We start from the raw sequence: 14,522 nt of genomic DNA, 5'->3' as shown, positions 1-14,522 counted from the left end.
CGCGTTGAGGCATGCGCAAACTGTGGCTGTCGTGCCATCGGTGGCTGGCGCTGAGCCTGGGCTGGGTGCTGATCGTGTCGGGCCTGACAGGCGCCGCGCTGGTGGTGCTGCGGCCTTTGGACCAGTGGTTTCATCCCGAGCTGTTCGTGGCCGCGACGCCGGCTTGTTCTGCTCCGCTTGCGTGTGAGCCAGGCGCCGGCGGCGCCGTAGCCGTCGCCGTCGCGCGGCCGCTCGTCTCTCTGGAACACGTAAGAGCAAAGCTGGCCAGCGAGTTCGGGCAGCAGGCATCGTTCTCATTCCGTCCGGCGCGCGCACCGGACGAAACCCTGCAAGTGCTGGTGCGCGGCAAGTGGCGCGGAACCGTTTTCATCGATCCGGCGTCCGGCGCGGAGCAGGGCAGACGTGGTGAGCATGAAGGTGCGGTGGCGCTGCTGTATCGCCTTCATAGCGCCTTATTGCTGGAGCAGACCGGCAAGGCCGTGCTGGCATGCGTGGCCCTGGCCTATGTGCTGTTGATGGTGACGGGGCTGATGCTGTGGTGGCCGCGCAAATGGCCGCCGTCATTGCGGGTAGTGTTGCACAAGGGTCTGTTGCGCGCCTTGTTCGACGTACATCGGACGGGTGGCGCGCTGTTGGCGCTTGGGCTTTGTGTCTGCATAGCCAGCGGGGCCTACCTGGCCTGGCGGCCCATCGGGGGATGGATCAGCGCGGCCAGCGGTGTGCCGCGCGTAGTTGCACCGAAATTGCCGGAACTACCGTCAGGCGCGGCATTGAATGGTGTCATGCCTGGCGAGCCCTTGCCGCTGGATACGCTCGCCGCCAGGGCCCAGTCCGCGTTTCCGGATGGCCGGATCGACTTGATCCAATACACCCCGCGGCTGGATCGTCCGCTGACGGTGCGCCTGCACGTGCCGGACGATCCGCATCCGAACGGCCGGTCGACCGTCTGGCTCGACCCGCGCGACGGCGCGATTCTGGCACGCGTGCGCTGGAGTGACCTGGATCCCGGCACCCGCATCAACTCCGTCGTCTACCCCTTGCATACCGGAGAGCTTGGCGGCCTGGTCTGGCAGGTTTGCGTTGCCGTGTTGGGCGTGGCGCTGGGTGGCCTTGGCATCAGCGGCCTGTGGCTGTGGCTGCGCCGACGCGGCGCGAGGGCGGGTGCCGGCGCTGGGCGCCCCAGCGGCGTGCGCCCCTAACGCGTCGCGGTGGGGAAGCGCAGGCCCGTCAAGGCTTCGCTGACGACCCACAGCCGCGCAGCGGCGACGGGATCGACCGCATGCTCGGCCACGCCACGGGTGCGCACGCCGACATTCGTCGTGTCCACGTCGGCCGGCGCCAGTTCGGCCACATCGACGTCTTCGCAATAGAGGCCGCCCAGGCCGTCGAGCTGGGGATGGACGGCGCACCAGACCTGGGTCGCGGCGCCCTGGGCGACGGTTTTCTTGCCATTGGCGGGGTCGATGACCGGGCGGCCCTTGGCGTCCAGGGCGCCGAAGGTCTTCAGGTCCTCCTTGCTCAGATGCTTGACAAGGTCGGTGACGATGCCGCCGGGATGCACGGAAAAAGCCCGTACTCCCGCCTCGCGCCCACGGCGGTCCAGCTCCATGGCGAACAGGGCGTTGGCCGTCTTTGACTGGCCATAGGCCGCCCAACGGTCGTAGGCGCAACGGGCAAACGCCAGGTCATCGAAGCGCACGGGCGAAAAGCGGTGTCCCCGCGACGACAGCGCGACCACGCGCGCGTCACCGGCGGCGGACAGGGCCGGCCACAGTTTGCCGGTCAGGGCGAAGTGCCCGATGTGGTTGACGGCGAACTGCATCTCCAGGCCACGCGCATCGCGTTGCAGCTCGGGCAGAGCCATGATGCCCGCGCTAAGCATCAGGATGTCCAGCGCGCGGCGCTCGGCCAGGAACCGTTCGGTAAATCGGTCCACCGTTCGGGTATCGGCCAGATCCATGGACCAAACTTCAGCATTCGGGATGGCAGAGAGGCGTTCACGCGCCTTGGCTTCGTCACGCGCCGGCACGATCACGCGCGCGCCGGCCTGGGCCATGACACGCACGGCTTCCAGGCCAAGGCCGGAATAGCCGCCGGTCACGATGGCGGTGCGGCCGGTCAGGTCTATGCCCGCCATGACGTCGGTGGCGGTGGTGGCGGCGGTGAATCCGGAGGGCAGGGGTTTTTGGATAGGGGTCACTTGGCGCAGCATGGATGGACTCCTGTATGTCGGGACTGCAAAGGGAATTACTGGAATGCCACGAGAGTTTGCGCTAAAGTCGCCGAACGATTAATGCTGTCCAGTACGATATTCATGCTCGATCGTTCAGAAATTCCCGGCGACCCGCTCTCCGACCTGATTCGCCTGGCGGCCGCGCGGCCCACATATTCCGGCGAGATGCGGGCGAGCGGAAGCTGGGCCATCCGCATGCCGCGGCCCGAAGGGCTCAAGTTCTTCGCCATCCTGCATGGGCGCGTGTGGCTGCAGTTGCGCCGCGATGAACCGGCCGTGCAGATGCAGGCCGGCGACGTGGCCATCATGTACCTGCAACACGACTTCCTGCTGGCCAGCGACCTCGATGCCCCTGAACGCGATGCGGCCGAAATCTATGTCCCGCCCAAGCCGCGCCATTCCAGCGTCACCTTGGGTGATGGATCGGAATTTCATATGTTGGGAGGCCACGCCTTGCTGGACGCGGAGTGCGGCCAGTTGCTGGCCGCGGCCTTGCCGCCGTTGATACACCTGGGCCAGGACGCCAGCGAAGCGCGCATGTTGCGCTGGCTGGTCGAGCGCCTGATCGAGGAACGCGCCGCTTGCGCCAGCGGCCACGCCCTGATGACGCAGCAACTTACCCAAATGCTGTTCCTGCAGACCTTGCGTCTGCATCTTGCGCGGGAAAGCAGCCTGTTGCCGGGATGGCTGCGTGCGATGACGGACGAGCGCTTGCAGCCGGCGCTGCGCTGCATCCACGACGAGCCGGGCCGGCCCTGGCAATTGGAGGAACTGGCACGCGCCGCGGCCATGTCGCGCACCACCTTCGCCGTCCGCTTCAAATCGGTGGCCGGCGTGTCGCCCATGGCTTACCTGACCAATTGGCGCATGCAGCTGGCCCGCCACGCCTTGAAGAACGATCCGCGGCCTTTCAGCTGCTGGATGGAAGAATTGGGCTACGCCAGCGAAAGCGCGTTCAGTCACGCCTTCAAGCGCACCACCGGGCTGTCGCCCGCGCAGTACCGGCGCGGCGCCGAGTAAATAGCGGGCGAACGCTGGCCCTTGCCTCGGGCCGGTTCCCTTACTTCGCGCCGGTCGGCGATTCCGCGTTGAGATCCGCGTAGCGCAGGTCGAATTCGTCCCGGGCATCCAGCTTCTTGCCTGCGAACGCCCCCGCGGCTTGCAGCAGGTCGATGGTCTTCTGCTGGCCGGCTACCAGGCCGGCCAGGCCGGGAACGGATCCCGCGCCCTGACTGTCCAGCACTTTGCGCGCGTCGTCGGGTTTCAATCTTTGATCGGCGATCAGATAGCCTTGCAGCCACTTGTCCTGATTGTCGTTACGCCACAGCGTGGCGCGATACCAGTGGACGACGTAGTCGCGGATCGCCGCCGCTTGGGCCGGATCGTTCAGCGCGGTCCTTGATGCGTAAAGATATTCCAGCCCCGTATTGGCGCCTGCCGCGTTGGGGAGGGAGCGGGCGCCGTCCCGTTCCGCCGTGGTCAGGTAGCGGCCACGGTCGGGCTGCTTGAGCACGGCGGCGTCGATCTGGCCCGACCTCAGCGCATCCGCGAATTCCGCGACACCCAGTTTCACGATGCGGACATCCTGGGCCGTCAAGCCGACCGATGCCAGGTTGCGCAGCAAAATCGCCTGCTGCGCGGTGCCTTCATTGACGGCGATGCGCTTGCCCTTGAGGTCCGCCAAGCCTTTGATGCCGGACGCGGGGGAGGTGGTGATGAGCGAACCGTCGCCCGCCGACACCACGGCGCCGACGATGACGACGTTGGCGCCGGAGAAATGCGCCAGGATGGGTGGCACGTCGCCGACAGCACCCACCTGCGCGGCGCCCGCGCGTATCGCTTCCAGCCGCAGGGGGCCACTGCTGAAGTTGGCGTAGTCGACCTTGGCAGCCAGGTTCTTGTCTTCGCCTGACAGGCGCAACAGCACCTGGACGTGGTTGGCGTCGTCCGCGACAACGATGCGGATGCCGGGCGGCACGGCTTGGGGCAGGGGGGTGCTGCCCAGTACTGCCTGGGCCTGAGCCTGGGCGGGCGCTGCGCCCGCCGCAAGCAAGGCGGCCAGGGGCGTCAGTGCGGAAAGGATAAGGGTGGCGCGGCGCTTGGGCTGCACGGAAGAGCGGTTCATGGGGAATACGCCAAGGTAAGAACGTCAACAAAAACAACGTCAGGGATCTTTCGGGTCAGGCAAGGGCGATCGCATCGGCGTCGAGCAAAGGCAGCGCGGTTGCGCCGCGGCTGACGCTGTCCGTGCTGGCGCTGACGCCCAACTGGGTCAGGATCCGCGTCCTTAGCGTCGCCTGCCCATCGTCCGCGCCGGCGCCCGCGGGAACCGGGCAGTCCAGGCTCAGCTTGCCCGCTTCCAGGACGATGATGCGATTGGCCAGCAACAGCGCTTCATCGACGTCATGGGTGACGAACAGCACCGCCGGCGTATGGCGCTCACACAACTGCAGCAGCAGTTGCTGCATGCGCAGCCGGGTCAAGGCGTCGAGGGCGCTGAACGGTTCATCGGCCAGGATGAATCGGGGATCGCGCACCAGGCCGCGGGCCAGGGCCACGCGTTGTTGTTCACCGCCGGACAGCATGCGCGGCCAGGCCCGTTCGCGGCCAGCCAGTCCCACTTCGGCCAGCGCCGCGCGGGCCCGCGTGTCAGCGTCCCGCCCGAGCGCGCCCAGCTTGACGTTGTCCAGGATGCGCAGCCAGGGCAACAAGCGGGAATCCTGGAACAACACCGCGCGGCGTGCCGGCACCGCGATGTCACCGGTACCGGCCGTGCCCTGGTCCAGGTGGGCGAGGGCGCGCAGCAAGGTACTCTTGCCCGAACCGCTGCGCCCGAGCAACGCCAGGATCTCACCGGAAGCGATACGCAGGTCCACGTTGTCGAGAATCAAGCGGTCGCCGAAGCGGCGCGTCAAGCGCCGGACGCTGACGTCACCACCCTGGTCACCGTCGCGCTCGGCCACGGCTACGCTATCGATAGTCGCCATGCCAGCACCTTCTTCTGTAATGCGCGTATCAGCGCGTCCGTGCCGAATCCCAGGATGCCGTACACGATCAGCCCGGCGATCACGATCTCCATCTGGCCGTAGATCCGCGCCTGCGTGATCATGTAGCCGATGCCGCTGGTGGCATTGATCGTTTCTACCACCACCAGCGCGGTCCATGCATGCGTGGCGGCCAGGCGCAGCCCGACGAAGAAGCCTGGCGTGCAACCGGGAATCACGATGTAGCGCAGGAATTGCGCGCGGGTCAGCGTGACGGACTCCGCCAATTCGACGTAGCGCAGGTCGATGTCGCGCAAGGCCGCGTGCGTATTGATATAGATCGGCACCAGCACGCCCAACGCGATGATCACGATCTTCATCGTTTCGCCGATACCCAGCCACATGATGAATAGCGGGATCAACGCAAGATTCGGGATGGCGCGTTTCACCTGGATCAGGCCGTCGAACAACGCATCGCCAGGCCGTGAAAGCCCCGCCACCAGCGCCAGCAATACGCCGGCGACGATCCCATAGGCCAGTCCCAGTCCTGCCCTGGCCAGGGACACCAGCAGGTTGTCCTGCAGATATCCCGTGTGCAACATTTCGGCGAAGGCATCCAGGATCTGGCGCGGCGGCGGCAACTGATCCGGCTTTACCCAGCCCGCGCCGCTGACCAGGGCCCAGGCGGCCAGCACCAGCAGGGGCCCCAGCAGCTTTTGCCCTGGCAGATGCGGTTTGGGACGCAGTCCCGCTTGTACGGCCTGCGTCATCAGGCCGCCACGGCGGTGGCTTGCGCCGCGGCGCCGCGCGCCGGCGCCTGCCAGGCGGGGCGCGGCAATCCCAGATGTTCGCGCAGCGTGCTACCCGTGTACTCGCGGCGGAACAGCCCCCGTTTCTGCAATTCGGGAACGACATGGTCGACGAACGATTCCAGCGAGGTGGGCAGCGCCGGCGGAATCAGGTTGAAGCCGTCCGCCGCGCCATTGTGGAACCAGACCTCGATGTCGTCGGCGATCTGTTCCGGCGTCCCCGCCAGGATGCGATGGCCGCGGCCGGCGCTGAGCCGCCGCAACAGATGGCGCACGGTGATTCGTTCGTTCTGAGCGATTCCTTGCAACAGCGCGACGCGGCTCTTGAGATCGCCGGGGACGTCGTAGCTGGCAGGCAGCTCGAAGACGCGGTCCAGATCCGCCTCGCCATAGTCCAATCCCGTAATGCGATTGAGCTGGGCCAGGCCATAGGACGGAATGGTCAGCGATTCGAAGGTTTCCTGCAGCGCCAGGGCCTCGGCTTCGGTGCTGCCGACGAATACCGACAGGCCAGGCAATATCTGCACGTGATCGGGGTTACGGCCGTAGGCGCGCACCTTGTCCTTCACTTCGCGGTAGAAGGCCTGCGCGCCCGCAAGGTCGGGCTGCGCCGTGAAGATGGCCTCGGCATAGCGCGCGGCCAGGTCCTTGCCGAGGGTGGAGGATCCGGCCTGGAACAGCACCGGGCGACCCTGCGGTGTACGGGGTACCTCCAACGGTCCGCGCACCTGGAAATGCGGGCCGCGATGATCGACATGATGGATGCGCTGGCCATCCGCGAATATGCCGGCCTGCTTGTCGCCGACGATGGCGTCGTCCTGCCAGCTGTCCCACAGGCGGATCGCCACATCGATGAACTCGGCCGCACGGTCGTAGCGGGCCAGGGGATCCGGGTGGACGGGCACGCCGAAGTTGGCGGCGGCCGCGGCATTGGTGGTGGTGACGATATTCCAGCCGGCGCGGCCACGGCTCAGGTGATCGATGGTGGCGAAACGCCGGGCCAGGTTGTAGGGATCGTTGTATGTCGTCGATGCGGTGGCGACCAGGCCGATGTGCGTCGTCACAGTCGACAGCGCGGCCAGCAGGGTGGTGGGATCGAGGGCATCGAAGGGACGGTCTTCCGTGCGGTCCTTCAGCACCGGGTGATCGGCGAAGAAGATGGCATCCAGGCGGCCACGCTCGGCGATACGCGCCAGGTTGATGTAGTGCGACACGTCGGTAACCGCCTTGACGTCGGATGCGGGCAGGCGCCACGCCGCCTCATGCTGACCGATGTTGCGCAGGAAGGCGTTCAGATGCAGTTGTCGCTTGGGCTCGGTCATGATGGTCGCGCTGAGGAGGAGAAGTTCGCCATTTAGCATCCCGCCCGGAACGGCCGTCAAACAATCATCCGTAATGAAGTAATCCGCGCTGTAGCGCCATTGTCGGCCGCGGTAAAGCATAAGTTCATGCTCACGCGCTCAATTGAAGCCATGCCAGCAAACGGTTAGTTTTGCTTTCTACTTAACGCGGAACTCGCCGCGCGGATATTCATACACAAACTTCTTTTGGGCATCCCATGGCCACGCGCAAGCTGCATCTGAATCTGTTCATTTTCGACACCGGCCACCACGAGGCAGCGTGGCGTCTGCCCGAGGCCGATCCGCACACGAATATCGACATCAGCGCCTACCAGCGGCTGGCGCGCGCGGCGGAAGCCGCCAAGTTCGACTCCATCTTCCTGGCCGACAGCCCGGCCATCATGGGCGATCCCGGACGGCGTCCGACGGCGCGGCTGGACCCCACCATGATTCTTGCCGCGGTGGCGGCGGTGACGAGCAAGATAGGCCTGATCGCCACCGCGTCGACGACCTACAACGATCCCTTCAACCTGGCCCGGCGCTTCAGTTCGCTGGATCACATCTCGGCAGGGCGCGCGGGTTGGAACATCGTGACCACGTCAGCCCCGGACGCGGCGCGTAACTTCGGCCTGGACGCGCATCCCGCCCATGCCGACCGTTATGAAACGGCGGAAGAGTTCGTGCAGGTCGCCCTCAAGCTCTGGGATTCCTGGGAAGACGACGCCGTGATCGCCGACAAGGAGCAGGGCATCCACGCGCTGGCCAGCAAGGTGCGCCCCATCGCGCACGAAGGCAAGCATTTCCGGGTGCAGGGCCCGCTCAACGTGTCGCGCAGCCCGCAGGGACGGCCGGTGCTGGTGCAGGCGGGATCCAGCGAGGACGGCAAGGACTTCGCGGCCCGTTGGGCCGAGGCCGTCTTCACCGCGCAGACCAGCTTGCGCGACGCTCAAGATTTCTACGCCGACCTGAAGGCGCGGGCGCGCGCTTATGGGCGCGATCCGGACACCGTGAAGATCCTGCCGGGCATCGTGCCCATCATCGCGGATACCGAAGCCGAAGCCATCGAGCTGGAACGCACGCTCAATGGGCTGATCAATCCGCAACACGCCTTGGGGCAGATCGCCAAGACGCTGCAGATCGATCCCGCGCGCCTGGACCTGGACGCGCAGTTGCCGGATGACCTGCCCAGCGAGGCTGAAATCAACGGGGCCAAGAGCCGGCGCACCCTCATTGTCGAGCTGGCGCGGCGCGAACGCCTGACCGTGCGCGAGTTGATCCGGCAGCTGGGCGGAGGTCGGGGCCACTGGACCTTGGTGGGCACGCCATTGCAGGCGGCGGATGCCTTGCAGCATTACTTCGAGAACGGCGCCGCGGACGGCTTCAACATCATGCCGCCCGTATTCCCGTCCGGCCTTGACGTGTTTGTCGACAAGGTGCTGCCCATCCTGCGCGAGCGCGGACTGTTCCGCGAGGACTACACAGGACGGACCTTGCGCGACCACTACGGCTTGGCCAGGCCCGCCGTCGCGGCATTTTGAAACGGGATCTTGTAACCGTAGCAAGAATCGCTGGCCGCAAAGGCTACGGCGTACGCGGGTCCTGATACGGGTGGCGTACACCGTCCGTCCTGACGTCCCTCTGAAACTTACCTAGGTGCAATGCAGCACCCGGGCATCCCGTAAAAGCGCGGAGTAGGGGACTCGTCCTTCCCTCATCCCGCGCGCGTCCGCTGTTCCTCATCCCTCTTCACGACACCTGTTCGCCTTAGGCCGAGTTCTCAATTGGTCTGGTTGCATTTCGAACGAATCATGGAGCCCTCCTCCTGGCGTGGATTACCTACGCCCAAGGGGGATTCCGATACCGCTCGATACTGTAGGCCAGCTTATGAACAAGTTTCACAAGATTGTCTGGAGTGTTTCCCGGCAGCAATACATCGTTGCCTCGGAACTTGCACAGGGCAAGACAAAATCAAAAACCTCCTCGCCCACGACAAGCACGAAGGTCACCGCGCGCACGCTGCGCCGTGGCATGGTCCTGGCAACCCTGGCCGCGAGTATCGCCGGCCCCGGCCTGGCCATGGCGTCGAGCTGCAAGACGGGCACCGCGGGCCAGGGCGCGCCAGTGGGCGGTCAATGTGCCATCGCTGACTACAACCCGCCGGTCAGCGCGGACGGCGCCGGCGGCGCGGTGGTGAATCACGGGCAGACCGTTACCTTGCATGGCACGTCGGTGGTCGGCACCGGCTACAGCGGCAACACCACCGTGCCGGCGACATCGGTCAACGTCGTATCCGGCACCTTCGCTTCCAGCGGGTTGGTGACCGGCGCGCAGAACGTCACCGTCAGTGCGACCAATCCGGCCACGGGCACCAACGTCGTCTATCGCACCTATGATTCCGCGGCACTGACGGATCAGTCCAACCTGGCCACCCCCGTCCAGCAATTCGAGGACGTCAGCGGCGATATGTATTTCCACGCGTCCCTGGGCCGTGTGGACGCGACCGGCGGCACCTTGAACGTCAACCTGGGCGCCACGCCCACCGGCTCGCCGTCGTCCAACAGCATTCTGATGGTCTCGAAGCAGACCTACCTGACCTCGGCGGATGGCAGCGGCAATGCCGACAGCCGCGTCGTCTGGCGTTCGCGCAATGCCATCGACATGGGCATCGACCCGGGCCTGCCCACGCCCGACGTCAATACCGGACAGCTGACCGTGCAGGTGCCAGTCACCACCTACGCGGGCACGGTGGCTTTCAACGGCGTCAACTACACCGTCACCAATGCCGCGCAGCTGGCCGCGTACAACGACGTGCTGGTGGCCGCCTTGAAAGACGGCACGCTGGCATCGCAACAGGCCTATGACGCCGCGTTCGCGCAGGCTTACACCACCGTCGACACGCCCGTCACGTACACCACCAACACCACAACGGGCGACCTGGTGCGCGCGCCCAATGGCGACCGCTATGCCATCCTGGCTACCGGCCGCAACGGTTCAGCGGTGATCGCCGCGGGCGGACAGATCGACATCACTCGCGCCTCCGGGGCGGTCAAAGTGACCGATGGTGCCACCGCGACCAACCATGGCGTCCTGTCCGGCAATGTGATCGAGCAGGTGGTGCGCGTCACCAGCGGCGGGCGTTTCGTCAATGCGGCCAACGGCGTCGTGTCCAGCGGCTACCTGGCCGGCGACAAGCTGGACACCGCCACGGCAGATACCTTCTACTACACCGGTTCCGGCATCATCGCTTCCGGTCGCGATACCACGGTGCAGAACAGCGGCGTGATCAATGTGGCGGGCTTCGACTACACGGGCAACACGTCGGTCGGGCTGGGGTTGTCACGCGGCGCCAGCGGCAACAACGACGGCGCCATCAACGTGGGGGTCAATCCGGGCTACGTGACCACCGTCGTGGGTGTCAACGTCAGCGGCGGCAGCAGCTTCACCAACGGCGCGGATGGCACCATCTACATCGGCCGCGCCGCGCAATACACGCTGGCCGACGCGGTGGCCGACGTGGCGATTTCCGGGCCCACGTACGGCGTGCGCATCATGGACACGGGCGACTCCGCCATCAACGACGGCCGCATCGTCATCGGCAGCCAGGCGCAGGGCGCGGTGGGCATGTATTCCACCGCGCCAGTGCGGTCGCTGCTGCTGAACAACGGCACCATCGACGTCACCGGCGGCGCTGCCGGCACGCCCCTGGCGAATATCGCCATGATGGCGGACGACAACGGCGCGGCGGGGACGGGCGCGGTGGTGCGCAATGCGGGCACGATCAACCTTACCGGCGTGAACGGCGTGGGCCTGCTGGTCAATGCCGATCCCGGCCTTGCCGCCAATGCGGAGTCGACGGGAACGATCAATGTTGACGGCGGCGCCGACACGGCGTCGGGCACCCGCAATTTCGGCGTGTGGGTCAACGGCGCCCAGGGTGTCGCACAGGTCAGCGGCGCCATCAACCTGACCGGTACGGGCGGGATCGGCGTCTTCGCGCAGAACGGCGGCACCATCAATGTTGACGCGGGCGCCGTGCCGGCTTTCCTGGCCGGCACCAACCAGATCGGCTTCTATGCGGCGGGGGCCGGTTCCAGCATCAATGTCAACGCCAGCGTGTTGTCGGTGGCAACGGACGGATCCACGCTGTTCCGCGTGGCCGATGGCGCGGCCTTCACGGGGGCGTCGACGGCGGGCGCACTGGACATCACGGTCGCGGGCAGGGACGCCAGAGGTGTCGTGGCCACCGGCATGGGCACGACCCTGTCCACCGGCACGTCCACCTACCGCGTCACGGGGGCGGCGGGGAATGCGGGCGGCGCGGTGGCCATCGTTGCCGAAGGCGGGGCGACGGGAACCATCGATGCGGGCACCACCATCCTGCTGTCCAATGCGGGCGCCACCGCCGGCATCGTCGACGGGCAGGCGCATGACCTGACCGGCGCCGCCATCGGTTGGCCCGTGGCGACCACCTTGACCAGCAACGCCGTCATCCAGTCGGATACCGATGGCGCCGTGGGGTTCGTCGCGCGCAACCTGGGCACCTTGATCAACAATGCCGACATCACGTTGACGGGCATGGGCTCCACGGGGGTGATCGTCGGTCCCCAGGGCGTGGTGAACAATACCGCCACCATCCGCGTGGCCAACGGCAATGGGGCCCTGGTGCAGGGGGCCCAGGCGCGCCTGGTCAACAACGGCACCATACGCGCCGACGATGGCGTCGCCGCGGTGCACCTGACCGGCGCGGGCGCGTCGGTGGCGTTTTCGGGTAGCGGCCTGATCCAGGCCGGCGGTACGGCGGACGGCATTCTGCTTGACGAGACCGCCGTCAATGGCAGCGTCACCGGTACCGCCGGCACGATCGTCATCGAAGGCAGCGGCACCGCCTTGAACAACCGCGCCGCGGGCGGCACCATCGCGCTGATGAATACGTCTGTCCGCACCCTGGGCGACGGCGCGGCGGGGATCGGATCGTCGGGGCAGAATGGCGACATCATCCTGTCCGGCGGCACCGTCAGCACGGCCGGCGTCAGGGCGCTGGGCATCTACGTCAGCAGCGCCGGACAGTTGCAGCTGACGGACACCACCGTCACGACGCTGGGCGATGGCGCGCATGGGATCATGCTCGACAGCGGCGCCACCGCGGTGTTGTCGGGCGGCACGGTGTCGACCCAGGGCGTCGGCGCGGCGGCACTGCATGTCGAAGGGCCCGCCGGCGCGGGCACGGTGACCGGCACCACGCTGACCAGCGCGGCGGGCGCGGGCGCCGAGGTCAACGCGGGCGGTACCTTGACCCTGCGTAACGCGGCCACCACGGGAGCGACCGCGGGCCTCGCCATTACTGATACCTTGGGCAATGGGCAGGTGTCCTCGATCACGGTGGCGGGCGGCACGCTGGCCGCCACGGCGGGCAATGCCATCCAGATCACCGGCGCGCAAGCCAACATCGTCCTGAGCAACGCCGTCAACGTCACCGCGTCGTCGGGCACCTTGCTCAACCTGAGCAATGCCAGCGTCGTCACGTTCACCGCGCAAGGGGTGGCGCTGAATGGCGACCTGATCGCCGACAGCAGCAGCCGTGGCGTGGTCAACCTGAACCAGGGCTCCATCCTGACGGGCCGCATCGATCCGCTGGACGTCAACATTGACGCGAGCAGCACCTGGAACGTGACCGGCAGTTCCGTGGTCAACAACCTGTCCAACGCGGGTCTGGTGGCCTTCGTGGCGCCGACGGGCGATCCCAGGCAGGCGGGCAGCTACAAGACGCTGACGGTGTCCAACTACGTCGGCAGCAACGGGACGATCGCCTTGAACACCTGGCTGGGTGGCGACGGCTCGCCGTCCGATCGGCTGATCGTCAACGGCGGCAGCGCCACCGGCGCCACCGCGCTGCGCATCACCAACACCGGTGGCAGTGGCGCATTGACCACCGGTGACGGCATCAACGTGGTCGCCGTGACGGGCGGCGGCACCACCGCGCCGGGCGCTTTCCGGCTGGCCGGGCCAGTGCAGTCCGGCGCCTATGAATACCTGCTTTATCGCGGTGGCAGCGCCAATCCGGACGACTACTACTTGCGTTCCAATCTGCTGGATCCGGGGGCCACCGGCGGCAATAACGGCGGCGGTGGCGCGGCACCGATAGCCTATCGGCCCGGCGTGGTCGGCTATACGCTGACGCCGGCGCTGAACCTGGACTACGGCTTCACCAATCTGGGCCGGTTGCACGAACGCGTGGGCGACGTCTACAGCACGGAACGCAACCAGACGGGCAATCGCAACGGGGTGTGGGGGCGCATGGGCGGCTATGGGGTGCAGGCCGACTCCGGCGACCGCTTCTCGATGAATCAGAGCACGTTCTTCATGCAGTTCGGCAAGGACTGGACCCTGGCGCAGGAAAAGGATGGCAGCAGCACCCATGCCGGGGTCACGGCCAGCCTTGGTGTTACCGATGCCAAGTTCAAGGACAGCGCCCGCGACTTGAATTCCATGTTGTCGGACCGTACTGGCAAGGCCAATATCCAGGCCCAGAGCGTAGGCGGCTACTACACCAAGTATTCCAGCGACGGCGCCTACTGGGATTCGGTGGCGCAGGTCACGCACTACCGCAACAAGTACGACGACGTCTATGGCAGCAGCGCCAAGCAAAACGGCTTTGGCGCGGCGGTGTCGCAGGAGGTCGGCAAACCCTTCATGCTGCTGCCCAAGCTGGCCATCGAGCCACAGGCGCAACTGGTCTACCAGTATTTGAAGCTCAATCGTTTCGATGACGGTGTGTCGAGCGTGTCGGGTGTCAGTGACAACGCCGTAAGGGGCCGCATCGGAGTGCGTATCTTCGCGCCCAACATCAGCACTGAAGACGGCAGCGGCGCGGGCACGCCCTATATGACGGTGGATGTGCTGCACGACTTCGTGCCGGCCAAGGCCGTGTCCGTGGACGGTACGTCCTTGCGGCCGAGCTTCAGCCGCACGTGGGGCGAAGTGGGCTTCGGCTTGAACCAGAGCATAGGGAAGGGCAGCCAGCTCTATGCCGCGATCAAGTTCACCAAGAGCCTGGACGGCGAAGACAAGAAGGGCGTCTTCGGGCAAGTGGGGTATCGCTACAGCTGGTAGTCCAAGGCCGGCAAGGCGGTGCGCGGCACATATACATTGTCTTTAT

9 protein-coding genes are annotated in these 14,522 nt (G+C 66.3%); 4 read left to right on the top strand and 5 right to left on the bottom strand.

Going from position 1 to position 14,522, the window contains the following annotated elements:
* Positions 1 to 11: 11 nt before the first annotated feature.
* A complete protein-coding gene (locus ASB57_RS07845) occupies positions 12 to 1,199 on the top strand; it encodes a PepSY domain-containing protein (RefSeq protein WP_057651718.1) in 1,188 nt (395 codons plus the stop codon).
* Here ASB57_RS07845 and ASB57_RS07840 read toward each other — a convergent pair.
* Entirely contained in the window at positions 1,196 to 2,200 is a 1,005-nt protein-coding gene (locus tag ASB57_RS07840; RefSeq protein ID WP_156414360.1) for an oxidoreductase, read from the bottom strand. The genes ASB57_RS07845 and ASB57_RS07840 overlap by 4 nt on opposite strands.
* Positions 2,201 to 2,314: 114 nt before the next feature.
* Here ASB57_RS07840 and ASB57_RS07835 point away from each other — a divergent pair, with 114 nt between their 5' ends.
* On the top strand, positions 2,315 to 3,253 hold the full coding sequence (locus ASB57_RS07835) for an AraC family transcriptional regulator (RefSeq protein WP_057656008.1): 939 nt from the start codon (positions 2,315 to 2,317) through the stop codon (positions 3,251 to 3,253).
* A gap of 40 nt (positions 3,254 to 3,293) precedes the next feature.
* On the opposite strand, the gene ASB57_RS07830 is transcribed toward ASB57_RS07835, so the two are convergent.
* Genes ASB57_RS07830 through ASB57_RS07815 form a run of 4 tightly spaced genes read right to left on the bottom strand, consistent with a single transcriptional unit; the run spans position 3,294 to position 7,348 of the window.
* Positions 3,294 to 4,358, bottom strand: coding sequence for an ABC transporter substrate-binding protein (locus ASB57_RS07830; protein ID WP_057651716.1), 1,065 nt, complete (start codon positions 4,356 to 4,358; stop codon positions 3,294 to 3,296).
* 55 nt (positions 4,359 to 4,413) lie between these two features.
* Positions 4,414 to 5,220, bottom strand: coding sequence for an ABC transporter ATP-binding protein (locus ASB57_RS07825; protein ID WP_082621442.1), 807 nt, complete (start codon positions 5,218 to 5,220; stop codon positions 4,414 to 4,416).
* Complete coding sequence (locus tag ASB57_RS07820) at positions 5,199 to 5,987, bottom strand: ABC transporter permease (protein ID WP_057651714.1); 789 nt, start codon at positions 5,985 to 5,987, stop codon at positions 5,199 to 5,201. Before ASB57_RS07820 ends, ASB57_RS07825 begins: the two co-directional genes overlap by 22 nt.
* Entirely contained in the window at positions 5,987 to 7,348 is a 1,362-nt protein-coding gene (locus tag ASB57_RS07815; RefSeq protein WP_057656007.1) for an LLM class flavin-dependent oxidoreductase, read from the bottom strand. Before ASB57_RS07815 ends, ASB57_RS07820 begins: the two co-directional genes overlap by 1 nt.
* Before the next feature lie 236 nt (positions 7,349 to 7,584).
* Between ASB57_RS07815 and ASB57_RS07810 the strand changes: the two genes are divergently transcribed.
* Both ASB57_RS07810 and ASB57_RS07805 read left to right on the top strand, forming a co-directional pair.
* Positions 7,585 to 8,904: an LLM class flavin-dependent oxidoreductase gene (locus ASB57_RS07810; RefSeq protein WP_057651713.1), complete on the top strand. Its 1,320-nt coding sequence runs from the start codon at positions 7,585 to 7,587 to the stop codon at positions 8,902 to 8,904.
* Between the two features lie 346 nt (positions 8,905 to 9,250).
* Complete coding sequence (locus ASB57_RS07805) at positions 9,251 to 14,476, top strand: autotransporter outer membrane beta-barrel domain-containing protein (protein ID WP_082621441.1); 5,226 nt, start codon at positions 9,251 to 9,253, stop codon at positions 14,474 to 14,476.
* Positions 14,477 to 14,522 lie beyond the last annotated feature (46 nt).

The sequence above is a fragment of the Bordetella sp. N genome (genome assembly GCF_001433395.1).
GTDB lineage: Bacteria > Pseudomonadota > Gammaproteobacteria > Burkholderiales > Burkholderiaceae_B > Bordetella_C.
The sequence above is the reverse complement of the archived record's forward strand: the minus strand, read 5'-3'. Positions and strand labels throughout refer to the sequence as shown.

Excerpts from the sequence above, each read along its gene's own strand:
- ASB57_RS07845 (WP_057651718.1), top strand. The coding sequence starts at position 12 with ATGCGCAAACTGTGGCTGTCGTGCCATCGGTGGCTGGCGCTGAGCCTG.
- ASB57_RS07835 (WP_057656008.1), top strand. The coding sequence starts at position 2,315 with ATGCTCGATCGTTCAGAAATTCCCGGCGACCCGCTCTCCGACCTGATT.
- ASB57_RS07830 (WP_057651716.1), bottom strand. The coding sequence starts at position 4,358 with ATGAACCGCTCTTCCGTGCAGCCCAAGCGCCGCGCCACCCTTATCCTT.
- ASB57_RS07825 (WP_082621442.1), bottom strand. The coding sequence starts at position 5,220 with ATGGCGACTATCGATAGCGTAGCCGTGGCCGAGCGCGACGGTGACCAG.
- ASB57_RS07820 (WP_057651714.1), bottom strand. The coding sequence starts at position 5,987 with ATGACGCAGGCCGTACAAGCGGGACTGCGTCCCAAACCGCATCTGCCA.
- ASB57_RS07815 (WP_057656007.1), bottom strand. The coding sequence starts at position 7,348 with ATGACCGAGCCCAAGCGACAACTGCATCTGAACGCCTTCCTGCGCAAC.
- ASB57_RS07810 (WP_057651713.1), top strand. The coding sequence starts at position 7,585 with ATGGCCACGCGCAAGCTGCATCTGAATCTGTTCATTTTCGACACCGGC.
- ASB57_RS07805 (WP_082621441.1), top strand. The coding sequence starts at position 9,251 with ATGAACAAGTTTCACAAGATTGTCTGGAGTGTTTCCCGGCAGCAATAC.